The following is a 25,444-nucleotide window of genomic DNA, read 5'->3' as shown; positions in this document are numbered from 1 at the left end:
AGGTAATATATATAACTGTGCTAAGCACTGATTGCTTCCGTAACTCAGTTGGTTAGAGTAGGGGATTTTTAATCCCAAGGTCCTCGGTTCGAATCCGAGCGGAAGCACTGATAGTTTTATCAGGAGACCTTGGGAGATTTCCAAAAAAGCGTTCGGTAGAAATACCGGACGCTTTTTGTTTTGTCTTTAATAAAAGTCGGGCCCGTGCCGGCCCGGGGCGGACTTTGAAAATTCTTTTCATTTTTCTTTCATTTTTCTTTTGAATTCACTTGCATTTCCGCTTTGTATCTTTTATGATAGATACAACATTAAGAAGACGAGTAAAGCAGCCTTGTTATACAGCGACGTCATGGTTGGTGAGAATGGCGAACAACCTGCTTGAAGACTACTTCTTAAAAATGACATACGAGTAGCGTGTGAAAGTATGCCCGGTATGACCAGCCGTTATGGAGGTCTTAAAGGTTACGTGTGTTAACGTAGCAAATTTGGGTGGTACCACGCTTAACAGCGTCCCTAGCCTTTTGGCTAGGGGCGCTTTTTTGTTAACCAAGACCTTTAAATTGTTAATTCATTGTGAATAGGAGTGCTGTTATGGCAGAAAATAAAAAAGAATTAAATCGTTCACTATCGTCTTTCCAGATGGAAATGATCGCCCTCGGTGGAACCATCGGGGTTGGGCTCTTCATGGGAGCCTCTTCTACCATTAAGTGGACCGGGCCTTCCGTTATCTTGGCCTACCTCCTTTCTGGTTTGGTTTTGTACATCGTCATGCGTGCCTTGGGAGAAATGCTTTACGTTGATCCTGAAGTTGGTTCCTTTGCCAACTACGCGAAGCGTTACATTCACCCAGCGGCTGGTTATTTGACGGTCTGGGCCAACGTCATCCAATGGTTGATGGTTGGGATTTCCGAAACCATCGCCGTTGGTGTTTACCTCGATTACTGGTGGCCAGGTATCCCGACATGGGTAACGGGTGTCATCGTTTTGGCCACGTTGACTGCTGCCAACCTGGTAACGGTTAAGGCCTATGGTTCAATGGAATCATGGTTCTCATTGATCAAGGTGTTAACGATTATCTTCATGATTATCATGGGATTCTTGGTCATCTTGCTCGGTGTTGGTAACCACGGACACCCACTTGGTTTCTCAAACCTTTGGTCACACGGCGCTTTCTTCGCCGGTGGCTTCAAGGGCTTCATGTTTGCTTTGTCCATCGTCATGACTTCTTACCAAGCCATTGAAATTATCGGAATCACGGCTGGTGAAGCAAAGAACCCACAAGAAGCGATTGTTAAGTCCATCAAGTCCATCGTGGCTCGTATCTTGATTTTCTACGTTGGTTCAATCTTCGTTATCATTACGATTTATCCATGGAACCAATTGGACCAAGTTGGTTCACCATTCGTTGAAACGTTTGCCCGTGTGGGAATTACAGCAGCTGCTGGTATCATTAACTTCGTGATGATGACGGCCGCTATCTCAGCCTTGAACTCAGGACTCTTCTCATCATCTCGTATGATTTACACGTTGGCTTTGAACAAGGAAATCTCACCTAAGTTCTTGAAGTTGTCAAAGAAGCGCGTTCCTGAAGTAGCCGTTTTGGCTATGTCAGCTGGAATCCTTCTGGGAATCATCTTGAACGCGGTCTTGCCAATGATTTGGCACGACTCATCAAAGTTGTTCGTCATGGTTTACTCCGCTTCAACTTTGCCAGGAATGGTGCCTTGGTTTGTCATCTTGTACAGCCAAATCAAGTGGCGTAAGGAAAACCTCGATCAATTGAAGGGACACCCATTCAAGTTGGCCTTGTCACCATGGTCAAACTACTTTGCAATGGGAATGCTTGTCATCACGTTGGTCTTCATGACGTTGAACGCCGACACGCAAGTGCCATTGCTCATTGGATTCTCCTTGTTGGTTATTGTGTTGATTGCTTACTTTATCAAGCACCGCAACGACGCAGCGGATGCGGAATATTAAAGAATACTTAAAAAGGGCCCTATGGGGCTTTTTTTGTTTGACAAAGTCAGGGGCGAACTTGATACAATGGCGGGAGTTTAATTTACCTTTGGAGGGAACATGACAAAAGCAGAAATTCGTCGCCAGATTAAGGCGCAAGCAAAAGACAAGTTGCAAGGGAACTGGGTGTACGCCCTCTTGATTACTTTGCCAGCATTCATCTTTGACTGGGCTGGTAGTCCATCAGACTTCGACAGCACGTTCACTGACATGGCAAACGGGTACGGGTTCACGTTCCCTGTTGGGGCTGTTGCGAACGCTTCAGTTATGAACATTCTTGGCTTCTTCGCCACGACTGCTGCGATGTTTGCGTTGTTGAACTTCTTCCGTTCAGAAAAGCGCGAAGCACAACCATTCTTGCAAACGATTAACGCATACGGCGAATCAAAGGGGCTCTTCGTGGGTACTTTGGTTATCGGAATCTTGCAAATGGTCTTCACAACGCTTTGGGCATTGCTCTTGTTGGTTCCTGGAATCATCAAGTCATTCTCATACTCACAAGCATTGTTCATCTACAAGGATGCCAAGGCTGCTGGAGAAGAAATTTCATACACTGACGCTTTGACTCGTTCACGTCAAATGATGGACGGCCACAAGTGGGAATTGTTTGTCATTTACTTGTCATTCATTGGATGGATGATCTTGGCTAACTTGGCCTTTGGACTTGGAAACATCATCTTGTTGCCATACATGTACTTGACAATCGCTGGTTTCTACAACCACTTGAAGGACGAAGCAGCAAAGGGTTCAGAAGACGTTACATCTGAAGCATAATGTTATAAGAAAAACACCGCCGAATTCGGCGGTGTTTTTCGTTTTTATACCTTACCAAGGCTGTGGCTTTGAAGGAAGCGTTGCCCCGTCTAGCGACAGTGCGCCCTGGTCATAGACCTTTTGGTTTTGCACCCAAGTCTCATTGCCCTTAATCGTCAGCCCGACCGACGGCGCAAAGGTTCGATCCCCCGTAAAGGACGTAATGAGGAAAGCGTCATCACGCTCGTCCTTCGGTGGCAACACCGTGTACGCGTAGGTGAATTTTCTCGTGTTTCGTTTCGTGTTCGAACCGAGAACCAGCCCCGTTTTGTTTAATTTCTCGTAGGGACCATCGATGCCGGTTGTTGACACATAACCGTACAAAAAATTCTCGTCCATGAAACGTCTGTCCGTCGTGGCCAAGGATTTGCCCTGGAAACAGGTGAAGAGATACCACTTGTTCTTATAGAAGAAAAGGTCCGGCCGCTCCGTGATGTCGTTGGCCGAAGAGGTCATCAATAACGGTGCCTTCACCGTCTTCACCGTGAAGTCGTGGTTCAACTCCAAGAGCCCGATGGCACCGGAAGCAAGGGCGACCTTTGAGCCCAGCTCATTGTTTGTCGCCATCTTCTTGCGCTCGGACGAATAGCTTTCGAGTGATCCGTAATCCTCGGGCGAGTTCAAGGTAACTTGCCCGTTTCCGTAGTTTTTTTCCGTGTTTCCTTCGAAGGTTAGGTAGTAGTGACCGTTTGCCGAAACGAAATGTGGATCGCGCATGGCAAAGGAATCGTTTTTACTTTTAATCTGATTGACCGTTTGGTAGATTTTACCGTCGCCCAGAAAGACCGTCTCGTGGTCGGCTGCCTTTTGGTGGTTCACCTTCAAACCAGAGGACCAGTTCGAACCGTCCTTCGGTTCGACACTGACTTGGACAGTGCTTAACGACTGCGCCTGACCGTGCTGGGTCATGGCACCAGTGTAAAAGACACGAATCGTGTCGTCCTGTGGATTCATCATCGCGGCTGAACCTGACCACTCGTTGTTAATCTTTTTGATGGTTTCATCGGAGCTTTCGCTGCCCTCCGTAAAGGAGTTCAACACGTAACCCAGGTAAATCCAGGAGTCGGGTGCGGTGTTCTTATCGTCAATCTTTTGCGCGAAGAGGGCCATTTTCACGCCCTTTTTATCGCGCCGTTTCCCAACGGCTGAGAGGGCGATGGTCAGCCGGTAACCGTGGTAGTTGGCCACGCGGCCATCTTGGTCAGTGACTGGCCATGAATCCCAGAGGGAAAGGGGCTTCACCTGACCGTCCTTTGGGTCGATACCCTTTGCGTCCGGCATCACCTGCGCGCTTTTCTCTTTATCAAAAGTCGGCATCGCAAAGCGGCTGTCCTTCATCTGCTTTTGGATGTCTAACAAGTCCAAGCGGGTGAAGTGGGCGATGCTGCTAGCAACCGGGTTGCTCTTGCCGAGCGGCTGCTGACTAATGCCGAGTAAAATGGCGGTTGTGGTGAGAGAGCCCATCAAAATCGTCGTATAAGGAACTTTCTTCAAGTTCAGAAATGACAATGGGTGCCGATTCATGATTCTAATTGCCTTCGTTCTTTTCTTATTAGAATCATTATAACAAAGTGGGTGAAGGGTGGCGGAAATAAAAAAGGCAACCATCTCGCTTTGGCCGGTGCGATGGTTGCTTTTTAGAACTATGAATCCTGTCGTCGTTTTAGCGGCTTTGCTAGGGAAGGGCTTCTAGCGAAAGCTAGGAGCTCTTTTCTATTAACAGTATAACACGTCTTTTGAATGTGAGTCGTGTTATGAAGAGATGGAATGTTCAAGAAATAAAAAAAGGCAACCCCTGGTGCGATGATTGCTTTTAGTAGCTTAAACAATAGTCGCCGTTTTTGCGTCTATATTAGACATCATTAAAATGCCATGGTTTATTTGAATTTTGCGTGATTATTCGTTATCATAATAGTCGTTATACGAATAAATAAACGGTTTTTATTTCGATTGGTCTAGTGGTCTAGCCCGCTGGGTGAAAAAGAATGAAAAATTCTTGACATCCCTAGGGGCAATCAGTAATATATATTAGGGCTCACAATTACTGTGAAAAACGTTTAATAGCTCCCAAGCATTGCTTGGGAGTTTTTCTATTTTATATATGGCCTGGTTGACCGTATCCCATCGGAATGACACCGGCAGTTTGGCAGAGCTACAGGAGGCAGTATGGCTAAGAAACAAACCAAGTACATTTTTGTCACGGGTGGGGTTGTTTCCTCACTTGGTAAGGGAATTGTTGCAGCATCATTGGGACGCTTGCTCAAGAACCGCGGATTGAAGTTGGCGATCCAAAAGTTGGATCCATACATTAACGTCGACCCAGGTACGATGTCACCTTACCAACACGGTGAAACGTACGTTACTGGTGACGGTCTTGAAACCGACTTGGATATGGGTCACTACGAACGTTTCATGGACATCAACACGAACATGTACTCAAACGTCACGACTGGACGAATCTATTCAGAAGTCTTGGCGAAGGAACGTCGTGGAGACTACAACGGTGGAACTGTTCAAGTTATTCCACACATCACGAACGCCATCAAGGATAAGATCGTAAAGGCCGGAGAATCAACGGACGCCGATGTTGTCATCGTCGAAGTTGGTGGAACGGTTGGTGATATCGAATCATTGCCATTCATCGAAGCTTTGCGTCAGATGAAGTCTGACTTTGGTAGCGAAAACGTCTTCTACATTCACACGTCACTCTTGGTTTACTTGCGTGCCGCTGGTGAAGCAAAGACAAAGCCAACGCAACACTCAGTGACGCAATTGCGTTCACTTGGTATCCAACCAGACATGTTGGTTTTGCGTACTGAAAAGCCATTGGCTGACAGCTTGATTGAAAAGTTGGCAACGTTTACAGACGTTTCAAAGGAAGCCGTTGTGGAATCACGTGACGTGGAAACGCTTTACGAAATCCCAATGAACTTGCAAGCACAACACATGGACGACGTTGTCTTGAAGCACTTGCAATTGGATGCTCCTGAAGCCGACATGAAGGAATGGGCTGCCATGGTCGAAAAGATCAAGCACCCTAAGAAGGAAATCAACGTTGCCGTTGTTGGTAAGTACACGGATTTGCCTGATGCCTACATCTCAGTTAACGAAGCGTTGAAGCACGGTGGATACGACCAAGATACTGATGTTCACATCGACCACATCAACTCTGAAACGGTTAACGCTGATAACGTGGAAGAATTGTTGAAGGGTAAGGACGGAATTATGGTTCCGGGTGGATTCGGTCCCCGTGGAACGGAAGGTAAGATTCAAGCTATCAAGTACGCCCGTGAAAACAACATCCCATTCTTGGGTGTATGTTTGGGTATGCAATTGGCTTCCGTTGAATTTGCCCGTGACGTCTTGGGTTACAAGGACGCCAACTCAATCGAATTGGATCCTGAAACAAAGCACCCAGTTATCTCATTGATGAATGAACAAAACGAAGTGACGGACCTTGGTGGTACGCAACGTTTGGGATTCTACCCAACTTGCTTGCTCGAAGGTTCAAAGACGGCCGCTGCCTACGGCAACAAGTCCGAAGTGGACGAACGTCACCGTCACCGTTACGAATTTAACACGGAATTCCGTAAGCAATTCGAAGACAACGGTATGCTTTTCTCAGCCGTGTCACCTGACAACAAGTTGATGGAAGTTATCGAATACCCTAAGAACGACTTCTTTATTGCTGCGCAATACCACCCAGAATTCATCTCACGTCCTAACAAGCCTGAAGGACTTTACCACAGCTTTATCACTGCTTCGATTAAGCAAAGCGAAAAGAACTAAGTTTCGTTCTTTTCCTCATAAAAAGACCGCCTTTCCGGGCGGTCTTTTTGTCACGAAAAGGATATAATGGAGCTATGCTAGCCAAAACCTCAAAACATATTGAACAAAAATTGTCGCTTTTGCCCAGCGAACCTGGTTCTTACCAAATGAAGGACTACCAGGGGAAGATTATCTACGTCGGAAAGGCCAAGAACCTTAAGAACCGTGTCCGCTCCTACTTTAAGCAGGACCACGAGGGGAAGACGGCCGAATTGGTGTCAAACATCGTCGATTTTGACTTCATCGTCACCAATTCCGATAAGGAAGCTTTCCTGCTCGAAAACGAGCTGATTAAAAAGTATAAGCCCTATTACAACATCCGTTTGAAATACGGAACGGGTTATCCCTATATCAAGATTACCCAAGAACGCGACCCACGCCTGGCCCTCGTTTCGGAGGTGAAAAAGGACGGTGCTTTCTACTTCGGTCCCTACCCAAACGTGTATGCGGCGCAAGAAACCATTCATTTCTTGGAGAAAAACTATCCTTTACGGCGTTGTAAAGGCCGCCAGGGTCGCCCTTGTTTGTATTACTCCATGGGGCAGTGCCTGGGGGCCTGTTTTAAAACCGTCCCAAAGGAAGAGTACGACGTACAGGTCGAAAAGATTAAGCGCTTCTTGTCCGGCGATACCAAGGTCGTGAAGCGTCGCCTGCAGGAAGAAATGGGGCAGGCCGCCGAAAACATGGAGTTCGAGCGCGCCGCCGATTTGCGCGACCAGTTGAAGTACATCGACGAAACAGTGGAAAGCCAGCGGGTTTTGTCCAAGGATTCTACGCCGCGTGACCTTTTCAACTACTACCTCGACAAGGGTTGGATGACGGTTTCCGTCTTCTTCTTGCGTCAGGCGCGGTTGATTCGCCAGTTTAAGGAAACCTTCGCCGTCGTGTCCGATGGTGTGGACGAATTGACGACTTTCATTCAACAATTCTACCTGCAAAAGAATATCCAAAAGCCAAAGGAAGTGCTCGTACCGGACGTCATCGACACGGATTTGCTCTCCGAGGCCTTGGACCTGCCGGTGCGCACGCCGGTTCGTGGTGAGAAGAAAGACCTGCTCGACCTGTCCGAAAAGAACGCCCGCATCACGCTGGAAGAAAAGTTCCGCTTGATGGAACTAAACGAACAGAAGACCACGCAGGCCATGAAGGAGATTACGGACGCTCTCGGCATCTCCATGGGACACCGCATCGAGGCCTTCGATCACTCGCACACGCAGGGGGATGAGATTGTGTCTGCCATGGTCGTCTTCGAAGACGGTCGTCCAAACAAGGACCTCTACCGGAAGTACAAGATTCGGACCGTGACCCACGCCGACGAATGGGCGGAGACCCAGGAAGTCATCCGGCGTCGCTATTCCCGCTTGTTAAAGGAACACGACGACATGCCGGACCTTATCCTGATGGACGGTGGCTTGGCCCAGTTGCACGCAGCCAAGGAAGTGCTGGAAGATGAGCTTGGGTTGGACATTCCTGTCGCTGCCATGGTCAAAAACGACAAGCACAAGACAGCCGATTTGATTTCGAGTAAGACCGAGGAAATTGTGCCTTTGGATCACCGCTCCCAGGGATTCTTCTTGCTTCAGCGGATTCAAGATGAGGTGCACCGCTTCGTCATTACCTTCCACCGCAAGTCCCGTTCCAAGAAATCCTTGGCTTCCCGTCTGGACGCCATCTCTGGTGTTGGGCCAAAGACTCGTCAGAAGTTGTTGACGAACTTCGGCTCACTGTCGAAGATTGAGGCGGCCTCGCCAGAAGAGTTGAAGGCGCTCGGACTGTCTGAAAAGACGGCCCAGCTCGTTCACTGGTCACTTTCGCAATCAAAGGTCGATAAGTAAGGTTGGAAGGTGGCGGGTGCGTCGAACCGTGCTGGTGAAAATTGGCAGGGTCGGGTCGGACTTTTGAAACGGTCGAAAAGATGGCTGATTTTAGAAAGAACAGCGCCGTTTTCGGTCAAAAGCCACGCAACATAATAAACAATAATGAAGGGTTCTAAAGTATGAAAAACTTTTCTTTAGAACCTTTTTCATTTGCGATGTAAGGCGTATAATTAAAGTCATATTGCTACTTTTCAGCTAGTCAAGCAGGCGCTTCTGTGTTAAACTTATATGTCTGAAGTACGATTTAAGAAAGAAAAAGGAGAAACCGGTTCATGGCATTCGTTGACCAAGCACAAGTTGAATTAAAAGCCGGAAAGGGAGGCGACGGAATCGTCTCCTTCCGTCACGAAAAGTTTGTTGCCATGGGTGGTCCCTTTGGAGGGGATGGTGGCCATGGAGGTTCCATCATCTTGAAGGTTGACGAAGGACTCCGTACGCTGATGGACTTTCGTTACAACCGCCACTTTAAGGCGCAAGCCGGTGGTAAGGGTGGAACAAAGGGGATGACTGGGGCTTCAGCCGAAGACCGCATCATCAAGGTGCCGCAAGGAACGATTGTTTCGGACGCGGACACTGGTGAAATCTTGGGCGACATGGTCTACGATGGCCAAACGCTCTTGGTTGCCCGCGGTGGTCGCGGTGGACGTGGAAACATCCACTTCGCCACGCCAGCAAACCCTGCTCCTGAACTTTCTGAAAACGGGGAACCAGGACAAATCCGTAACATCAAGATGGAGATGCGGGTTTTGGCCGACGTCGGTCTGGTTGGTTTCCCATCCGCTGGTAAGTCCACTTTGCTTTCCGTTGTATCAAACGCAAAGCCAAAGATTGCGGCCTACCACTTTACAACGATTGATCCAAACATCGGAATGGTGCGTCTTTCTGACGACCGTGACTTCGTCATGGCGGACTTGCCAGGATTGATTGAAGGGGCGTCCGAAGGTGTTGGACTGGGATTCCAGTTCCTCCGCCACGTCGAACGTACCCGTGTCATTCTCCACTTGGTTGACATGTCTGGAATCGAAGGTCAAGATCCTTACACGCAGTACCGTAAGATTTTGACTGAGTTGGAACAATACGATCCAACGATTTTGGACCGTCCACAAATCGTTGTGGCTACCAAGATGGACATGCCTGACTCCGAAGCATTCTTTGAAGAATTCGTGAAGCAGGTAAAGGCCGACTCTGGTTTGAAGGAAACGCCTGAAATCATGGCTATCTCTGCTGTGACCCACAAGGGCGTGGACGAACTCTTGCGTGAAACCGCTAACGTCTTGGACAAGGCACCGGTTGCCGAAGCCTACAAGGTGCAAGAAGAAGCAAACGAAAACGAGAAGGTTTACAAGTTCGAAGAAGACAAGCCTGACCTTTCAGTCGACTGGGATTCTGAGTACGAGTGCTGGATGATTTCTGGTCCAGAAGTCGAAAAGTTGGCCGCCATGACCAACTTGCAGCGTGAAGCGACCGTTATGCGCTTTGCCCGTCAGATGCGCCACATGGGTGTTGACCAAATGCTCCGTGACGCCGGTGCCAAGGACGGCGACGACGTTCGCGTGAACAACACAAACTTTGTCTTTGAATATTCTGATTAAGAAAAAACCTGGGCGACCAGGTTTTTTTAGCAGGATAAAGTCAGAAGCGGGGGCGATGGGGCCTGGTCGGTTCTGACTTTGATATAATGATTTTGAAAAAGGGTGACGACGTCATCCTTTCTGGAGAACGATATGATTTTACCCGAATTACAAGCGGAGTTTGAGAAGAACTTTGCGACAAAAACACCCATTCAAGAGGCGCTCTTCGAACGGTTAGCGGACGGTGAATCCCTCTTTGGACTGGCACCAACCGGTTCCGGAAAGACACTGGCCTTTGCCTTGCCACTGCTTTCCCGCTTGGACTTGGACAAGAAGGGACACCAGCTCTTGATCTTGGCACCGTCCCAGGAATTGGGCGCGCAGTTGGCCCAGGTCATCCGTCCCTACGCAGCATTGGTTGGTGTGAAGGTCGCCGCCTTGATTGGTGGGGCCAACGGAAAGCGCCAGGCCGACAAGCTGAAGAAGGAAAAGCCGGCCGTGGTTGTTGGAACGCTTGGACGTATCCAAACGATGATCGACGGAAAGGCTTTGAAGACGAACAACTTCTCAATGTTGGTCGTTGATGAAGCCGACGCTACGTTGACAGACGAGCACCGTGAAGATTTGGAAAAGTTGGCCGACAACCTGCCAAACTTGAAGCAGGTCACGCTCTTTTCCGCCACTTCTGGTGTCGATTTGGCCTGGGTTCAAGAACTCTTTGGTCAATCCGTGAAGCCGGTTTCCGTTGGGCAACAATCACCAAAGGAAATCGCGCACACTTACCTGCACGTCGATGCCCGCGCCAGCCACAAAGTGTTGATTGAGCTGGCCCGTCGCCACGTTCAAGCCTTGGTGTTCTTTAACTCCATCAACGCGCTGGTTGCCGCGCAGGCTGCTTTGCGTCACGAACACGCTTCCGTGATGTCCGTTGGAAACAACGAGAAGTCCCACTTGAAGCGCGCCGACGCTTTGCAGGCCTTTAAGAAGGGGAAGTTGGACTTGCTCTTGGCCACGGACGTGGCTGGTCGTGGACTCGACATCACCGGCTTGCCATTAGTTGTGAACGCCCAGGTACCACGCAATTTGACGGCCTACCTGCACCGTTCTGGTCGTACCGGACGGGCGGGAATGGCTGGTCAGGTCCTGACACTTGGAAACGACCACGACATCCGCTTGTTGAAGCAGTACCTGCCCGACGAGTTGGACTTGGACAAGTTCTCCTGGGCCTCCGTGGACGACAAGAAGACGAAAGCCGCTGCGGTCGCACGCCGTGAACTTGCTCGTCGCAAGGGTGCTGACGAACGTTTCGAAGGCCGAATCGACGACGAACCAGCGCCCGTTTCCATCGCTTCAACGAAGAAGGAAAAGCCGGGCCAACGTGCTCAAGCTAAGAGCTCGGCCAAGGGTGTGGCCAAGAAGGGCGATTCTTCCGTGAAGAAACCCGGACAAGGCTTTGCTTCCCGCAAGGCTGCCGCACGTAAGGCAAATGATCCATTGGCACAAAAGAAGGTGAAGCAAAAGCACCAAGCCCGCAAGAAGAAAAATAAGGGTAAGCCAAAATGGGCTGAAAAAAGAGACTAAACAAAAAGCCACGCAGAAAAGCGTGGCTTTTTTGATGGGCGATTAACCCTGGGCTTTTTTCGTTAAGAAGTAGAATGGCACGGCCAAGAGCAAGGCGCCGAGTCCCCAAATCAAGTTGGCTGGACTCACGTGGCTGAGCAACCAGAGCGAAGCGAGCAAGGCCACGACCGGAATGAGCGGACCAAACGGCGCCTTGAAGCCGCCTTCCTTGTCGCCGAACTTTTTGCGGAAGACCAGGACAGCCAAGATTGTTGGGATGAACTGCGCGAAACGGGACACCGCTGAAATCTGGGCGAGGACCGCAAACGAACCGGAGAGGGCGATGACCAACGAAGCCGTTCCCGAAATCAAGATGGCGACGTACGGCGCCTGCTTCTTGTTACGCTTCTGCAGGACACTTGGCATCATCTTGTTATCGGACAAGGCCACACCGGAACGGGGTGACACGAACGATGACGCAATACAGATACCACCGATTGAAAGCAACGTTCCAATCGCGATGATGTTCCCACCGAAGTTTCCGGCGATGGCCTGGAACGTATCTTTCAACGGCACCGTTGACGTTGCCAGACGGTCACCCAAGACACCGATTGACGTCACCATCACGAGGATGTAGACCGTCACGACAGTTGCCAGTGAAATCAACAACGCCCTTGGCAGGTTCTTTTGTGCGTTCTTCATGTCACCCGCGGTGATGACCACGCGCTCGAATCCGGAGAAGATGTAGAAGAGCGTGATGGCCGCCGTCGCGAAGTTCGGCACCGTCGCCAACTTTGTCACAAAGAAGGGGTCAAAGTGTGCTGGCTTCATGAAGAAGAGGCCAACCACGATGACCAAGATGATTGGCGTCAGCTTTCCAACCGTAATCACGTTGGACAAAATCGTCGCCATCCGAACCCCCGAAACGTTCAAGGTGATCAAGAACAAGTAGAGGCAGACGATGATGATTGTCTTGTCCGCCGGGGTTCCGAGTGCTGGGAAGATTCCTCCAAGGGCCGTTGCGAAGGCCGTGTACATTGTTCCTTCCGCGATGATCCAAATGGCCCAAGTCACGAAACCAACCTCGTAACCAACGAAGCGCCCGAAGGCCTCACGGGCATAGACGTAAGCACCACCCGTTTCCTTAAAGTAGGACGCACATTCCGCAAAACAAATGGCGATACAGAATGCTAAGACCGCATCGAAGAGGAGGACCAGAATGCTGGCCGGCCCGAACAACTTCATACCCGTTGAGGGCAGCAGGAAGATTCCTGATCCGATGATGGCGTTGATCCCGAATAGAATCAGGGAAATGAAACCCATTTTGGCTGCTTTTGGTTGCTGCTCGGTGTTGCTTTCTGTTTTCATGTCTTGACCTTATCTGTTTTTCAGTGGGGAGGAAATTGTTATCTAGTCATTGTTTTACATTTTATGATTATTTTGTAATTTTGTCACGGATGTTTTCTTTTCTGATTTGAAATGGAAAATTGACTTCGGCAAGAAGACGACGGACCAGAAAAAGCAGCGCTCAGAAAACTGCGCTTTGTACGGTGCTATGCTAAAATATGAAGGTATACACTCAACGCATTTTTTGTCGTTTATGGACGAAAAAAGCTTGAAGAAGCTGCCTAACGGAGGGAAGAAGATGCCTGAATTACCCGAAGTCGAAACGGTTCGCCGCGGCCTCACCGCCCTGGTGAAAGAAGCCATCATCGAAAAAGTCGACCTGCCTTATCCAAAGGCGGTCACTTCCGATTTGAAGGCCTTCCAAGAAGAACCTGTCGGAAAAACAATCGAAGCCATCGAACGGCGCGGTAAGTACCTGTTATTCCGCCTTTCTGGTGATCAAACCATCGTTTCCCATCTCCGCATGGAAGGGCAGTACTCGGTGGAACCAAAAGGGGCAACGCCCCACAAGCACACCGAAGTCATTTTCACTTTGAAGGACGACCGCGTTCTCTTTTATAACGACACCCGTCGTTTTGGACGCATGACCTTGGTGAAAACAGGCGACGAACTGACCCAGGTTTCCGGTTTAAAAGACCTTGGTCCAGAACCAACCGAGGAAGATTTGAGCCTGGACTACATGAAGCAAATCTTCAAGAAATCCAAGCGTTTGATTAAGCCCTTCTTGCTCGACCAGTCCAACATTGCCGGTCTTGGAAACATCTACACCGACGAAGTCCTTTGGCAGACTCGGATCCACCCGGAGACCACAACGGACAAAATCTCGGCTCAAAAAATTCGCGAGCTGCGCGAAAACATCATCAGCGAAATTGCCCGCGCCACAAAGCACCACGGAACGACGGTTCACTCCTTCTCCAACGTCTTTGGCGAAGTCGGCAAATTCCAAAACGAACTCGACGTATACGGACGTGCTAAGCTGCCTTGCCGTCGCTGCGAAACGCCCCTCGAGAAAATCAAGGTGGGCCAGCGAGGCACGACGTTCTGTCCAAAATGCCAAAAGAAAAAGTAAAACGATACACCTATGCTAAAAGTTGAACCCATTTCAAGAAAACGCGTTAAAGTAACCGCCAAAAAACAATTGAAAGAACACTTCAAGAAGGGACTCCAGGCAACCTGGCCCATCATCTTGTTCCAGTTGGTAAAGACGGGGATGCTCGCCTTCACCGTCTACATGTTCTACAAGGGCTTTGTTCTAAGCCGCTCCGGTGTCCATGATTCCGGTGCCGACCTTTACTTCTCACGGACGGTTTCCGGTGCGCTTGGTCTTTTGGTTTCCTGGTCAGCAAAGTGGTCCATCATCGACGCCTTCCAGAAACCCGACCGTAAGCTGTCCTGGGCGTCTGGTTTGCAAGGGTTCTCATTCAAGGTTTTTTTCCCGGCCTTTTTGCTCGCCTTTGTTCAGAAAATCCTCCTCTTTTTCTGGTCGTTTTTGACTTTGCCAGCCCTTGTCAAAATGTTTTCGTATTCGCAAACGTATTACGCCTACAAGATGGATTTGCTCTTTGACCGCAAGCAGAATTCGCTCACGGACTACATCACGATTTCACGTCGTGTCATGAGCGGTCGCAAGCGCGAGTTATTCTTGCTCGAACTGTCCTTTATCGGCTGGCACTTGGTCGGCATCATGACGCTTGGGCTCGCCTATATCTGGATTACGCCATACATCAATACTTGTCGCGTGGTTTATTCAACGCAAGTTTTCTCAAAAGCAATTGAAGGAGTACTGCAATGAAAGTGATTGCCATTACGGGCGGCATCGCCTCTGGAAAGTCCTTTGTGACAAATGAAATTCGAGAAGCCGGCTACAAGGTAATCGACGCGGACCTCGTTGCCCGCCAAGTCGTGGAACCGGGGACGCACACCCTGGAAGAAATTAAGGCGGCCTTTGGAAATCAAATCGTTAAAAACGGTGTTTTGGACCGTAAGGCACTGGGTGAAAAAGTCTTTGCCAACCCGGCCTTGTTAAAGCAGTTGACGTCAATCACCGGACCGGAGATTGAGTCGAGCATTCAAGATTCCTTGTCCTTCTTCCGGATGAAGGGCGAAGAAATCGTTTTCTGTGCGATTCCTTTGTACTACGAACAAAACTATGATCAAACCGGCTGGTTTGACGAAGTGATTGTTGTCGTTTCCGACGAACGCGTTCAACTGGACCGCTTGATGGCCCGCGACGGCCTCGAAGAATGGGCGGCCCAAACGCGCATCAAGTCCCAAATGCCTGCAGCTGAAAAGCAAGCAAAGGCCGACGTTGTCTTTGAAAACAACGGCACCGAAGAAGAATTAACCAAGCAGGTACAGGCCTACTTACAAAACCTAAAGGAGAACTAAATGGTTGAGCAGCAAACAACGGATTTTCAAGCTAGTAAGCCCTTCGTCTTAGGCGCCAAGAGCTCGATTTCTGCTGCCGATTTGGGATTGGTTTTTAACCTTTACCTGCCGTTTTTGGGACCGAAGGCCTATGCTCTCTACCAGTTCTTGGTCGAGGAAGAAGCGGGTGCGGACGGTATGCAAAGCAGCGTTTCGATTGCTGGAGCGGATGGTCGTGCTAGCTTTTCGGACCACTACTTAATTCTGGATTCCCTTTCCATGTCGGCGCCGGACCTCGTTCGTGCCAAGCAGGCCCTGGAAGCCGTTTCATTGCTCAAGTCATACAAGGGCGTGTTGATGGGCAAGGAAACTTACCGCTATGTGCTGAACCGTCCGTTGTCGGCCGCCGACTTCTTCAAGGAAGATCTGCTTTCTGGTTTGCTTTACCATTACGTTGGCGAAGACCGCTATCTGGCTTTGGCAAAGCGCTATCAAGGACGCACGGGTCAACCGTTGAACGAGGAACAGGACCAATCTGCTTCCTTCTTGAAGGTCTTTGGAATGCCTGAGGCCAACCAGAAGCCAGCCGTTTCCCTGCAAGACGACTCACCGGTCATCAAGAAAGAGGACTGGAACAAGGTCAATTTTGCCTGGGCCGGCATGTGCGAACTCGTACACGGCACGACAAAGGATAAGCTTGAACAGGAAAAGGACCTCATCATGGCCCAACAAGTGCTCTATGGCTTGAACGAATCCGAAATGGCCACGGCCTTAACCCGTTCGATCAACCTGGATGACCACGAGCTGAACAAGCAGGGCTTCCTGTCATACCTGAGTCAGAACTGGAACGGCCAACGCCGGACCGAACAGATGGCTGATTTGAAGAAGGAAGAAGCAGGTGCTGCCGAAGGAGTTGCCGCTAAAAGAGAAACGAAAGCAGCGAACAAGCAGCCAGTATCCACGAGCAATCCCGATGTGAACAAGGCATTGAAGCGTTTGTACGACGCGGCAAACTCCCTTTCACCAATCGACTTCATTGGCCAGATTAAGGAACAAAACCGCGGCTACGTCACAAACGGTGAAGTCCGAATCTTAAATGATTTGATTGACCATAAGACGTTGCCCGTCCCTGCCATCAACATCCTGGTCTATCAGGTGCTGGTGAACATGGATCAGGCGGATTTGAAGCGCAGCCTCGTGGATGCCATCGCGAATTCCTGGTCAAAGGCCGGCGTGAAGTCAGCCGAAGACGCTGTGGCTGCCATTAAGGCCCACCAGGAAAAGAGCGCGCAGGGTAAGCAGAACGCCCGCCAAGCGCCACGTCGAAACAACTGGTCCAACCGTGCCCAAAAGCAGGAACCAGCCTTTGCCAAAAACGAGCAAAAGCAGGATAATGTTGACCAGCAGGCAGTCAAGCAAGCGCTTGATATGATGAAGAAGTACAAGACAAAGGATTAAATGCATGCAAGACTTAGGAACGGTTCTGAACGAATTTATGAAGCGCTACCCAGCCATGACGGAAGGGGCAACGGCGAAGACTTTGGAGTCCATTCAAGCAGATCCTGATATTCAGGCCTTCTGGAAGGAACACCAAAACGAATTAAAGACCGACGCCCTCGTCGTTTCCATGATGGACCTCTTTGAATTCATCCGCGAAAAGAAGCGCGAAGAGGATTCAAAGAAGGCCCTTTATCCTGGCTACCGTCCAACTTTGGTCGTCGAGAAGGGTTACCCACACGTGGCCTACGAACCAACGGAAAAGACCATCAAGCAAATGAAGCAAAAGGAATTGCTCACGGCCTTTGCCGTTCCAAAGGCAGTTCAAAAGGCCGACCTGGATGAAATCATGAAGGAGTCAGCCAACGACGCTGGTCGCGCGAGTGCTTTGACCGCCGTGGTTGCGACTTTTACAGGGCTTGTTGAAAAGAAAAAGCAAAAGGACGGCCGTTTCGTTCCCGGCGTCTACCTCTCCGGAGACTTCGGGGTCGGAAAGACCTACTTGATGGGCGCCTTGGCCAACGCCTTGGCCTACAACGAGATTCCGGTCATGATGGTGCACTGGGCATCCATGATTGAGCAGTTGAAGTCCACCTTTAACAAGAAAAACGACGTCTCATTAGAGACGACGGTTAACCAGATGAAGCAAGCGCCCGTTTTGATCATCGACGATATCGGAGCGGACGCCTTGTCCGCCTGGTCACGTGACGCCATCTTGGCCGTTATCCTGGAATACCGGATGCAACACGAACTGACCACTTGCTTCACGTCAAACTTTGATTTGGCTTCGCTGGAGCAGTACTTGGCGCAGACCAAGGACGGAAACGAACCTGGAAAGGCTGCGCGTTTGATGCAGCGTGTCCTCTTCTTGTCCGAATCCGTGAACATGTCCGGTGAAAACCGCCGTTTACAACGTTAGTAAAGAAGGTATCAGATGCAAGTTGTCATTAAAAAAGCAGCCATTCTGCTTGGAATGGCCTTGCTCTTCTTTTTTATCAGTCGCTTCGATAGCTTCTGCTACCAACAACCCGTAGGGGAAGTGCTGTCCGAAAAGACCAGCTTCGTTTCAGATAGCGAAGACGAACACGGAAATCAGGATAAGAACTACAAGCAAACGTTAACCGTGAAAATCGTCAACCGAGGCGGAAAAGTCGTGGAGGTGGACAATGGTTTTTTGTCTTCCAAGGCCGAAAGTAGCCAGTACAAGGTACATGACCAGCTGCTACTGACAAAGGTGGGCCAGCAGTACCAGGTGGACATGCCAAAAAGAGATTCGCTTCTCTTTGGTCTCGTGGCGCTGCTTCTTACCGGTTTGTACATGGCTTCAGGTTGGCGTAAGTTTTCGTACTTAACGCTGTCCTTGGTGGTGAACGCCCTCTTGTTCTTGAGTGTGGTGATTTGGGATTCACATTCCCGGTCCTTTCCAGTTCTGCCAATCTTTTCGGTGCTGGCCTTGGTGCTCGCGGCCGTTGCGCTTGTCTTAGTTCTCGGAAAGAACCAACAGGCGCTGATTACCTGGGTAGCGACCTGTGTCGCCACTCTGTTGGCCTTGATTGCCATGGCGCTAGCCTTGGCGGTGACGGGCTCTTCCGGCGTGCACTTTGAGACCATGTCCTACGTCACGCAGGTACCGGCACCAATCTTCTACAGCCAGGCTGTGATTGGTGTGCTGGGGGCCGTAATGGACGAATCCGGTGACATCGTCGCCGGTCTGTACGGCATGCAACGTGAATCGACCGACAGAAGCTTTATGGAATACTACCGATCCGGTCTATCCGTTGGAAAAGAAATCCTTGGAACGTTGACGAACGTCTTGTTCATGATTTTTATCGCCGAGACACTGCCGATGGTGGTCCTGATGCTCCGGAATGGCAATAACTGGGGCTACATCCTCGACCAGGCCATGAACCTGGGCATTCTCCAAACGGTGGTCTCTGCCCTTGGAATCGTCTGGGCGGTACCGGTAACGGCCTTCTTGGCTGCCAAGGTGCTCACAAGAAAAAGGGAGGTGGGCTAAATGAATGCGATTCTACTGCTCATCATCTTGCTGTTCTTATCCCTGGCATGGGTTGGAAAGAAGCAGGGGATGCTGACCTTCTTGGGACTCTTCTTGAACTGCTTCTTACTCTTCTTGCTCATCACCTTGGTCAACTGGGGCTTTTCGCCTTTGATTGTGCTGGTCGTGATGGCTGTTTTGATTCTGTCTGTCGCCATCTTCTTGTCGACGGGCCGGAGTCGGGTACTGACGATTACGTGGCAGTCGGCAATCATCGTGTTGATCTTCATTGTGGGGCTGGCTTATTTGGCTCAGTACATGGGCTACCTGCAGGGCTACACCCTAGAAAACTCGGATGAGTTGGAGGGGCTTTCAATGGCGGTCGGGATTGACTTTGGTAGCCTTGCCGTCATTGTGATGGTCATCTCGGCACTAGGTGCCATTGCGGAAGCAGCGATGGCCGTGACGGCCGACCTTTTTGAAGTTGTTGAACGAACGCCTGACATCACCTTGGATAGCTTAAAAAAGCAGGGGCAGGTGATCGGCTCCCAGATTCTGGGGACGGCGATTAACACGCTGTTCTTCGGAATGCTCGGGGCCAACATCCCACTGCTCGTCTGGTTCTTCCGCCTGCACTACTCGCTGTCGGAATTCCTGAACGCAAAGTTGCTGATCTTTGAAGTGGTGACGATGCTGCTCGGAATGCTGGGCATTCTTGCTGCCATTCAGGTGGCCAATTACTTGGTGGAACACGCTTTTGCAAAAGAAGGAAGGGAGATTCTAAATGAATCTGACATTTACGTTGATTGAAGAAATTACTCGTAACGACGGGTCAATTTACTACGAATTGGGAAACATCACGGAAAATTCCCGCGCGGAATACGCAGCCGATCACGGCTTCATCAAGGAAGTGCGGATCTTGAAGATGAACGTTCCCCGTTCCTCTCACTTGGAAAAAGTCGAAGCCTACCTGAACGAAACTTACGAAGAATTGCCAATTGAATGCGACCACTTCCCTGAATGGAAGAAGACGCCTGAAATTCAAAAGGAAATGGATCAAATTCTGTTGGATAACAAGCTGGGTTAAGACTTCTTTTGAAATCCGAATTTGCTGGGCTGAAACGCTTGATATTTAGTCCACATTTCTTTATAATCATAAGCGTTGTTTAACGCTTTTTGGTGGTATAGCCAAGCGGTAAGGCATGGGTCTGCAACACCCTGATCACCGGTTCGATTCCGGTTACCACCTTCATAAAAAAACGCTCACTCGATAAGGGTGGGCGTTTTTTGTTTTGGAAGGGAGTGTCCTAAATGATATGAAAACTTTCCATTTTGAATGGTTGGTCCGATAATAAAGTCGATAACGACATTGAGGAGGATGCCCATGTCTAACAATTATCAAGTAAAGGTTGAACAAAGCTATGCCGTGATTATTCATAAAGAGGGTGGTATGTACTGGGGAAGTGCCCCAGATGTGCCGAGTGCTTTTTCAACCGGTGAAACGGTGGAAGCGTTGTTGGTACACATGAAAGAAGCTATTGAATTAGCATTGGCAACAACGAATACGGCTCTGACTCTGACGAAGTCTGCTGAATAAGTGATTTTGCCAAGTAAACGTTAGAGCAAAAATACAGCATCGTTTAAAGAAAACACCCAGCTACTAGCTGGGTGTTTTTTTATTTATGCTTAACGGTTGAACCAGAAGAGGCCGATTGTCGCCAGTAAGGTTCCCACAAGCCAAAGGGTATGATGAATCACTGACTTGTGAAGGGTTACTTCTAATTCCTTACCTAAAAGTTTGATGTCCGCGGAAACTTTTTCGGTAATGGCATCAATTTTGTCGTTCTGAGCATCAATTTTGTCCGTAATTGCATCGATTTTGACGTTCTGAGCATCAATTTTATCGGTAAAGGCATCGATTTTGACGTTCTGAGCATCAATCTTTGTGTTCTGTACTCCAATGTCCTTTCTCAAATCAGAAATTTCACCGGAGATTTTTTCGTGGGCGAGTTCGCTCTTATGGGCGAAGTCTTTGAATTCCGAGTGGGTGACGTAGTCGGTTAGTTGTGCTGTGGTCATGTGGACCTCCTTTCAGTTGTACCTCGATAGGTCAGTTTAACGATGAGCGGCCACTGCAAGAACGAGCATAACGATGAATGGCAAGAGTAGTAAAAAACTATCTGGAAACAGATTGTCGAAAACTGAGTAGTTAACTTTGATGAGTAGCCGTTCAATCTTACGATTCAGGTCGTCGATTTTAACGTTCTGTTTAACGATCTCCTTTCTGACCTCCTTAACCTCTCCGCATATTTTGTCTTGGGTGAGTTCATTCTTGTCGATGGATCCTTCAAATTCGGAGTGGGTCACGTAGTCGTTTCGTTGTGCAGTGTTTTCTTTATTCATGGGAAATCTCCTTTTCTTTTCCCTTCAAGGGGTTATACGGAAAGAGGGGGAATCTGTCTTAACCGTTTTAAAAATATTTTTGTCACCCCAATTATATTTCCTCACACACCCAAAAATTATTCCGATAGTGAATGTTACAGACCTTGACTAGAATAAAAATACACCTGTAAAAAAGTGAGCATAACGACTAACAAAAAGACATTAAATGAAATATAAAGTTAGTACAAAGCCTTTTTATCAAAATAATTATTGAGCAAATTGGCCTTTTTTGCTCAAATATGTGTTATACTATAAGCAATTATTCGAGCGAATAATGGAATAGGAGATATAATTCATGGGAATGCGTGTTGATAATTTTGTTCATCCCGATGAACGAAAGGTTGTTGATGAACGTCGGATTAAGATGCTGAAGCTCTTTTCAAAAGTTGCGACGGCAATGTGCATCTTGATGTACGTTTCATACATTCCACAAATTCAGGCAAACTTCTCTGGAAACCCAGTTAACCCAGTACAGCCATTGGTTGCGATGATTAACGCAACGCTTTGGGTTGGTTACGGTTGGTGCAAGACTTACAAGGATTGGCCAATCATCATTTCCAACATCCCCGGTGTTATCTTTGGGTTGGTTACCGTCATTACGGTATACGTTCACTAGAATCATCACTTTGGTCGCTGTTAAACACAGCGGCTTTTTTTGTGCCTGAAAAAGTCAAAACCGACCATGCCCGACTTGTTCACGCTTCTGTTTTTGAATCGATTCACCGCGTTTCTTTTCTTATCTACTGGTGGTAAAATATTGCTTATCAAAGAGGGGGTGCTTATGGCCATTTCAGTTGAAGATTCAGTCGACGTTTTGTCCGGTGTCGGGCCTAAGCGCATACAGGCTCTGCAGGACTTGGGGATTTTTACAATCTACGATCTGCTGTCTTACTATCCCTTCCGCTATGACGACATGGGCGAACGCTTGCCCTCCCAAACGATGGATGGTGAAAAGGTCACCTTCAAGGGCGTGATTTCCACACCACCCGTTGTTCGACGCTTTGGAAAAAGGTCGCAAACGGTCATTGGCCTTCTGGTCGACCGGGAAAACGTCCGCGTGACCTTTTTCAACCAACCCTGGATTGGAAAGAACCTAGAAGTTGGACAAGAGGTTGCTGTTTACGGAACCTACCAAGCCGCCCGAGCAGCCATGACCGCCATTAAGTTGGTGCCGGCTTCCGTCGACGGCCTGTCACCGATTTACCCGGTTTCAAAGGCCATCAAGGCCAAAACGTTAGCTGAACTCGTGGAACAGGCCTGGGGCCAGATTCGCGGACAGATGGATAACCTGGTGCCAAAGCACCTGCGCGACAAGTACCGCCTGCTCGACAAGAACGATCAAGTGGAATACAGCCACTTCCCAAAGGATAAGATTGAGGCCAAGGCGGGACGCCGATCGGCCGCTTTCGAAGAATTCTTCTTGTTTCAGATGCGTCTGCAACTCATCAAGCAGGCCGACCAACGCTTCCTGGGTGAGGCGCTGGACTATGACCGCCGGGCCGTTTCTGACTTTGAAAAGGCCTTACCCTTCGAACTGACGAACGCGCAGAAGCGAGTTATCGAAGAAATCCTGGCCGACCAGGCTTCGCCCCAGCACATGAACCGCCTGCTCCAAGGAGACGTTGGTTCCGGTAAGACCGTGGTTGCGGCCATCGCGATGTACGCGGCGGTGTCGGCGGGTAACCAGGCGGCCATCATGGCGCCAACCGAAATTCTCGCTCAGCAGCACGCCAAGGGGCTTGCCAAGCTCTTTGATTCAGCCGGCATTGAGCTCCGCGTCGAACTGCTCACGTCTGGGTTAAAGGCGGCCCAACGCCGTCAGATCTTAGAGGGCCTCGAAAACGGCGACATCGACATCGTCGTTGGAACGCACGCCCTCGTCCAAGACGGGGTGCACTTCCACCACCTCGGAATTGCCGTGATTGACGAGCAGCACCGCTTCGGTGTGAAGCAACGGGCCAAGCTGCGTGAGGGCGGGGTGAACCCCGATATCCTCGCGATGACGGCCACGCCAATTCCAAGAACCCTGGCCATCACGGCCTACGGGGAAATGGAGGTTTCCGTGATTGACGAGCTGCCAGCCGGCCGTAAGCAAATCATTACGAAGCAGCTGCCAAACCGTCAGTACGACCAAGCGATTGCCATGCTGAAGGTGGAGCTGGCCAAGGGGGCGCAGGCCTACGTCGTGACACCGCTGATTGAAGAGTCGGAGTCGCTCGACGTGCAGAACGTGACGGCCGTCTACCAGGACTTGCAGGACGAACTGCAGGGCTACACGGTGGGGTTGCTGCACGGCCGCTTGCCAAAGGAAGACAAAGACATCCTGATGGCCGGCTTTTCGGACAACCAGATTCAGGTGCTGGTCTCAACGACCGTCATCGAAGTTGGCGTCGACGTGCCGAACGCGTCGATTATGTTAATATTAGATGCTGACCGTTTTGGTCTGGCGCAGCTGCACCAGTTGCGTGGGCGTGTTGGTCGTGGTGACCGACAGTCCTACACGATTCTGATGGCTGACCCGAAGACTGAATACGGGAAGGAACGATTACAGGCAGTGGTGGACACGACCGACGGCTTCGAACTTGCTCAAAAGGATTTGGAGCTTCGTGGTTCTGGTGATATTCTAGGAACGAAGCAGGCCGGAGTGCCTGAATTCCAGGTGGGTGATCCGGTGAAGGATTTGACGATGCTCACCATCGCCCAGGAAGAGGCCCTGAACCTGGTCCGCGAAGACGGCTGGGATCAAGAGCCCGATAACCAGGCTCTGGTCGACCATCTCTCAAAGACGATGGCGTCCTTCCGGCACTTCGATTAGGCTGGCAAAGTCAAGACCGAAGGCGACCCGTTTGTGGCAGATAGCTAACCGCCAACCGCTGCCCGGCTGCGCACGTTTTCGAAGCAGGGCCGGGTTTGACTTTGACAGTGCCAGCCGGCAAAGGCCAATCGGGAACGCTTGCAAAAACCTAACAACAAACAAAGCAAATAAAGAACCAACTGAAACACAGAGGAGAACTGTTTTGATTAAGATTGCAATTGATGCCATGGGTGGCGACCACGCCCCAGAAGAAATCGTAAAGGGTGTTGAAATGGCCCGTGACCGTTACCCAGAGCTTGAATTCATGCTCTTTGGAACGGAATCAGAAGTAAAGCCATTGATTCAATCAATGGACCGTTTGGAACTCATTCCAACGACCGAAGTGATTGCGATGGGGGATGAACCCGTCAAGGCGATGAAGGAAAAGCAGGACTCATCCTTGGTCCAAGCAGCCAACGCCGTGAAGGAAGGCAAGGCGGATGCCTTGTTCTCAGCCGGTAACACGGGTGCGCTTTTGTCATCAGCCATCTTCATCGTGGGACGTATCCGCGGTGTGGAACGTCCAGCATTGGCAACGGCTTTCCCAGCCTTTGGTGGCCCACACCGTGAATTCGTGTTCATGGACTTGGGTGCCAACGCCGAAAACAAGCCATCCCACTTGTACCAGTACGGTATCTTGGGAACCTTCTACGCCGAATCCGTAATGGGTATTTCAAACCCACGCGTTCGCTTGTTGAACAACGGTGGTGAAGAAGATAAGGGGGACGACGTCCACAAGGCTGCCCACCAGTTGATGAAGAACACGGACGCCTTTAACTTCCTCGGAAACGTGGAAGCACGTGAAATCATGGAAGGAACGGCGGACGTCGTTGTGGCCGACGGTTTCTCTGGAAACGCGACGTTGAAGGCCATTGAAGGAACGGCCTTGACGATGATGGGCCAGATTAAGGAAGCCATTAAGGGTTCAGGAATCCGCGGAATCTTGGGTGCCTTGATGTTAAAGCCAGCCTTGAAGGCGATGAAGCACAAGATGGACTTCCAGGAAAACGGTGGCGCCGTGGTCTTGGGTGTGAAGGCACCGGTGGTGAAGACGCACGGTTCAGCGAAGGCAAACGCCGTGGCGAACTCAATGGGACAGATCCAAACGATGGTAGAAGGAAAGCTGGTTGATAAGACGGCTGAATTCATCAAGGAAAACGCCGATAAGTTGAAGGTAAAGAAGGCTGCAAAATAAATCGAACAGCCGTGGCTT

General features: G+C 49.8%; 22 protein-coding genes, 2 tRNA genes and 1 other annotated feature. Of the genes, 20 read left to right on the top strand and 4 right to left on the bottom strand.

Annotation, left to right across the window (positions count from 1 at the left end; translation table 11 throughout):
• Nucleotides 1–33 precede the first annotated feature (33 nt).
• The 3 genes from NFX39_RS01620 (at nucleotide 34) to NFX39_RS01610 (ending at nucleotide 2,793) form a co-directional block, all read left to right on the top strand.
• A tRNA-Lys gene (locus tag NFX39_RS01620) sits at nucleotides 34–107 on the top strand.
• 195 nt (nucleotides 108–302) lie between these two features.
• Nucleotides 303–518 (top strand) — a binding site (T-box leader).
• 73 nt (nucleotides 519–591) lie between these two features.
• On the top strand, nucleotides 592–1,980 hold the full coding sequence (locus NFX39_RS01615; protein WP_252442377.1) for an amino acid permease: 1,389 nt from the start codon (nucleotides 592–594) through the stop codon (nucleotides 1,978–1,980).
• A gap of 99 nt (nucleotides 1,981–2,079) precedes the next feature.
• Nucleotides 2,080–2,793, top strand: coding sequence for a DUF975 family protein (locus NFX39_RS01610; RefSeq protein WP_252442375.1), 714 nt, complete (start codon nucleotides 2,080–2,082; stop codon nucleotides 2,791–2,793).
• Between the two features lie 51 nt (nucleotides 2,794–2,844).
• On the opposite strand, the gene NFX39_RS01605 is transcribed toward NFX39_RS01610, so the two are convergent.
• On the bottom strand, nucleotides 2,845–4,356 hold the full coding sequence (locus NFX39_RS01605) for a glycoside hydrolase family 68 protein (protein ID WP_252442373.1): 1,512 nt from the start codon (nucleotides 4,354–4,356) through the stop codon (nucleotides 2,845–2,847).
• 642 nt (nucleotides 4,357–4,998) lie between these two features.
• Here NFX39_RS01605 and NFX39_RS01600 point away from each other — a divergent pair.
• The 4 genes from NFX39_RS01600 to NFX39_RS01585 all read left to right on the top strand — a co-directional run bounded on the left by NFX39_RS01600 (nucleotide 4,999) and on the right by NFX39_RS01585 (nucleotide 11,689).
• Nucleotides 4,999–6,621 (top strand): CTP synthase, encoded by a 1,623-nt coding sequence (locus NFX39_RS01600; RefSeq protein ID WP_252442371.1) that lies wholly within the window; start codon nucleotides 4,999–5,001, stop codon nucleotides 6,619–6,621.
• A 74-nt stretch (nucleotides 6,622–6,695) separates the two neighbouring features.
• Nucleotides 6,696–8,495, top strand: coding sequence for an excinuclease ABC subunit UvrC (uvrC, locus tag NFX39_RS01595; RefSeq protein WP_252442369.1), 1,800 nt, complete (start codon nucleotides 6,696–6,698; stop codon nucleotides 8,493–8,495).
• Nucleotides 8,496–8,809: 314 nt separating this feature from the next.
• The gene (obgE, locus tag NFX39_RS01590; protein ID WP_252442367.1) at nucleotides 8,810–10,129 is read left to right on the top strand and encodes a GTPase ObgE; all 1,320 of its coding nucleotides are present in this window, start codon (nucleotides 8,810–8,812) and stop codon (nucleotides 10,127–10,129) included.
• Between the two features lie 132 nt (nucleotides 10,130–10,261).
• Nucleotides 10,262–11,689 carry a DEAD/DEAH box helicase gene (locus tag NFX39_RS01585; RefSeq protein WP_252442365.1) on the top strand — a complete coding sequence of 476 codons (1,428 nt, stop codon included), beginning with the start codon at nucleotides 10,262–10,264 and terminating at the stop codon, nucleotides 11,687–11,689.
• Nucleotides 11,690–11,731: 42 nt separating this feature from the next.
• Here the strand turns inward: NFX39_RS01585 and NFX39_RS01580 are convergent, their stop codons facing one another.
• The gene (locus tag NFX39_RS01580; RefSeq protein WP_252442363.1) at nucleotides 11,732–13,036 is read right to left on the bottom strand and encodes an APC family permease; all 1,305 of its coding nucleotides are present in this window, start codon (nucleotides 13,034–13,036) and stop codon (nucleotides 11,732–11,734) included.
• Nucleotides 13,037–13,313: 277 nt separating this feature from the next.
• On the opposite strand from NFX39_RS01580, the gene mutM reads away from it, so the two are divergent.
• From mutM to NFX39_RS01530, 10 genes are all read left to right on the top strand, one after another.
• Complete coding sequence (mutM, locus tag NFX39_RS01575; RefSeq protein ID WP_252442361.1) at nucleotides 13,314–14,144, top strand: bifunctional DNA-formamidopyrimidine glycosylase/DNA-(apurinic or apyrimidinic site) lyase; 831 nt, start codon at nucleotides 13,314–13,316, stop codon at nucleotides 14,142–14,144.
• A gap of 12 nt (nucleotides 14,145–14,156) precedes the next feature.
• On the top strand, nucleotides 14,157–14,867 hold the full coding sequence (locus NFX39_RS01570) for a DUF975 family protein (protein ID WP_252442359.1): 711 nt from the start codon (nucleotides 14,157–14,159) through the stop codon (nucleotides 14,865–14,867).
• On the top strand, nucleotides 14,864–15,463 hold the full coding sequence (gene coaE / locus NFX39_RS01565) for a dephospho-CoA kinase (protein WP_252442357.1): 600 nt from the start codon (nucleotides 14,864–14,866) through the stop codon (nucleotides 15,461–15,463). The genes NFX39_RS01570 and coaE overlap by 4 nt, the downstream gene beginning before the upstream one ends.
• Nucleotides 15,464–16,900: a DnaD domain protein gene (locus tag NFX39_RS01560; RefSeq protein WP_252442355.1), complete on the top strand. Its 1,437-nt coding sequence runs from the start codon at nucleotides 15,464–15,466 to the stop codon at nucleotides 16,898–16,900.
• A gap of 4 nt (nucleotides 16,901–16,904) precedes the next feature.
• Nucleotides 16,905–17,858 carry a primosomal protein DnaI gene (gene dnaI / locus NFX39_RS01555; RefSeq protein ID WP_252442353.1) on the top strand — a complete coding sequence of 318 codons (954 nt, stop codon included), beginning with the start codon at nucleotides 16,905–16,907 and terminating at the stop codon, nucleotides 17,856–17,858.
• Nucleotides 17,859–17,873: 15 nt separating this feature from the next.
• Complete coding sequence (locus NFX39_RS01550) at nucleotides 17,874–18,956, top strand: YibE/F family protein (protein WP_252442351.1); 1,083 nt, start codon at nucleotides 17,874–17,876, stop codon at nucleotides 18,954–18,956.
• On the top strand, nucleotides 18,957–19,745 hold the full coding sequence (locus tag NFX39_RS01545) for a YibE/F family protein (RefSeq protein WP_252442349.1): 789 nt from the start codon (nucleotides 18,957–18,959) through the stop codon (nucleotides 19,743–19,745). It abuts the gene before it with no gap.
• A complete protein-coding gene (locus NFX39_RS01540) occupies nucleotides 19,720–20,022 on the top strand; it encodes a hypothetical protein (protein WP_252442347.1) in 303 nt (100 codons plus the stop codon). The genes NFX39_RS01545 and NFX39_RS01540 overlap by 26 nt, the downstream gene beginning before the upstream one ends.
• 91 nt (nucleotides 20,023–20,113) lie before the next feature.
• Nucleotides 20,114–20,184: transfer RNA gene (locus NFX39_RS01535), tRNA-Cys, on the top strand.
• A gap of 135 nt (nucleotides 20,185–20,319) precedes the next feature.
• Complete coding sequence (locus NFX39_RS01530; protein ID WP_252442345.1) at nucleotides 20,320–20,532, top strand: type II toxin-antitoxin system HicB family antitoxin; 213 nt, start codon at nucleotides 20,320–20,322, stop codon at nucleotides 20,530–20,532.
• 89 nt (nucleotides 20,533–20,621) lie between these two features.
• Here NFX39_RS01530 and NFX39_RS01525 read toward each other — a convergent pair whose 3' ends face one another.
• Both NFX39_RS01525 and NFX39_RS01520 read right to left on the bottom strand, forming a co-directional pair.
• A complete protein-coding gene (locus NFX39_RS01525; RefSeq protein ID WP_252442343.1) occupies nucleotides 20,622–21,014 on the bottom strand; it encodes a DUF16 domain-containing protein in 393 nt (130 codons plus the stop codon).
• 36 nt (nucleotides 21,015–21,050) lie between these two features.
• Nucleotides 21,051–21,338, bottom strand: a complete 288-nt coding sequence (locus tag NFX39_RS01520) for a hypothetical protein (protein ID WP_252442341.1) — start codon at nucleotides 21,336–21,338, stop codon at nucleotides 21,051–21,053.
• 340 nt (nucleotides 21,339–21,678) lie between these two features.
• Between NFX39_RS01520 and NFX39_RS01515 the strand changes: the two genes are divergently transcribed.
• The 3 genes from NFX39_RS01515 (at nucleotide 21,679) to plsX (ending at nucleotide 25,426) form a co-directional block, all read left to right on the top strand.
• Complete coding sequence (locus tag NFX39_RS01515; protein WP_252442456.1) at nucleotides 21,679–21,993, top strand: SemiSWEET family transporter; 315 nt, start codon at nucleotides 21,679–21,681, stop codon at nucleotides 21,991–21,993.
• Nucleotides 21,994–22,158: 165 nt separating this feature from the next.
• A complete protein-coding gene (recG, locus tag NFX39_RS01510; RefSeq protein WP_252442339.1) occupies nucleotides 22,159–24,192 on the top strand; it encodes an ATP-dependent DNA helicase RecG in 2,034 nt (677 codons plus the stop codon).
• 205 nt (nucleotides 24,193–24,397) lie between these two features.
• Nucleotides 24,398–25,426 (top strand): phosphate acyltransferase PlsX, encoded by a 1,029-nt coding sequence (gene plsX, locus NFX39_RS01505; RefSeq protein WP_252442454.1) that lies wholly within the window; start codon nucleotides 24,398–24,400, stop codon nucleotides 25,424–25,426.
• The last annotated feature ends 18 nt before the right edge of the window (nucleotides 25,427–25,444 follow it).

It is taken from the genome of Fructobacillus apis, assembly GCF_023893635.1.
Lineage (GTDB): Bacteria > Bacillota > Bacilli > Lactobacillales > Lactobacillaceae > Fructobacillus > Fructobacillus apis.
The sequence above is the reverse complement of the archived record's forward strand: the minus strand, read 5'-3'. Positions and strand labels throughout refer to the sequence as shown.

Coding starts and splice junctions, on each gene's coding strand:
- NFX39_RS01615 (WP_252442377.1), top strand. CDS start 592: ATGGCAGAAAATAAAAAAGAATTAAATCGTTCACTATCGTCTTTCCAG.
- NFX39_RS01610 (WP_252442375.1), top strand. CDS start 2,080: ATGACAAAAGCAGAAATTCGTCGCCAGATTAAGGCGCAAGCAAAAGAC.
- NFX39_RS01605 (WP_252442373.1), bottom strand. CDS start 4,356: ATGAATCGGCACCCATTGTCATTTCTGAACTTGAAGAAAGTTCCTTAT.
- NFX39_RS01600 (WP_252442371.1), top strand. CDS start 4,999: ATGGCTAAGAAACAAACCAAGTACATTTTTGTCACGGGTGGGGTTGTT.
- uvrC (WP_252442369.1), top strand. CDS start 6,696: ATGCTAGCCAAAACCTCAAAACATATTGAACAAAAATTGTCGCTTTTG.
- obgE (WP_252442367.1), top strand. CDS start 8,810: ATGGCATTCGTTGACCAAGCACAAGTTGAATTAAAAGCCGGAAAGGGA.
- NFX39_RS01585 (WP_252442365.1), top strand. CDS start 10,262: ATGATTTTACCCGAATTACAAGCGGAGTTTGAGAAGAACTTTGCGACA.
- NFX39_RS01580 (WP_252442363.1), bottom strand. CDS start 13,036: ATGAAAACAGAAAGCAACACCGAGCAGCAACCAAAAGCAGCCAAAATG.
- mutM (WP_252442361.1), top strand. CDS start 13,314: ATGCCTGAATTACCCGAAGTCGAAACGGTTCGCCGCGGCCTCACCGCC.
- NFX39_RS01570 (WP_252442359.1), top strand. CDS start 14,157: ATGCTAAAAGTTGAACCCATTTCAAGAAAACGCGTTAAAGTAACCGCC.
- coaE (WP_252442357.1), top strand. CDS start 14,864: ATGAAAGTGATTGCCATTACGGGCGGCATCGCCTCTGGAAAGTCCTTT.
- NFX39_RS01560 (WP_252442355.1), top strand. CDS start 15,464: ATGGTTGAGCAGCAAACAACGGATTTTCAAGCTAGTAAGCCCTTCGTC.
- dnaI (WP_252442353.1), top strand. CDS start 16,905: ATGCAAGACTTAGGAACGGTTCTGAACGAATTTATGAAGCGCTACCCA.
- NFX39_RS01550 (WP_252442351.1), top strand. CDS start 17,874: ATGCAAGTTGTCATTAAAAAAGCAGCCATTCTGCTTGGAATGGCCTTG.
- NFX39_RS01545 (WP_252442349.1), top strand. CDS start 18,957: ATGAATGCGATTCTACTGCTCATCATCTTGCTGTTCTTATCCCTGGCA.
- NFX39_RS01540 (WP_252442347.1), top strand. CDS start 19,720: ATGAATCTGACATTTACGTTGATTGAAGAAATTACTCGTAACGACGGG.
- NFX39_RS01530 (WP_252442345.1), top strand. CDS start 20,320: ATGTCTAACAATTATCAAGTAAAGGTTGAACAAAGCTATGCCGTGATT.
- NFX39_RS01525 (WP_252442343.1), bottom strand. CDS start 21,014: ATGACCACAGCACAACTAACCGACTACGTCACCCACTCGGAATTCAAA.
- NFX39_RS01520 (WP_252442341.1), bottom strand. CDS start 21,338: ATGAATAAAGAAAACACTGCACAACGAAACGACTACGTGACCCACTCC.
- NFX39_RS01515 (WP_252442456.1), top strand. CDS start 21,679: ATGCGTGTTGATAATTTTGTTCATCCCGATGAACGAAAGGTTGTTGAT.
- recG (WP_252442339.1), top strand. CDS start 22,159: ATGGCCATTTCAGTTGAAGATTCAGTCGACGTTTTGTCCGGTGTCGGG.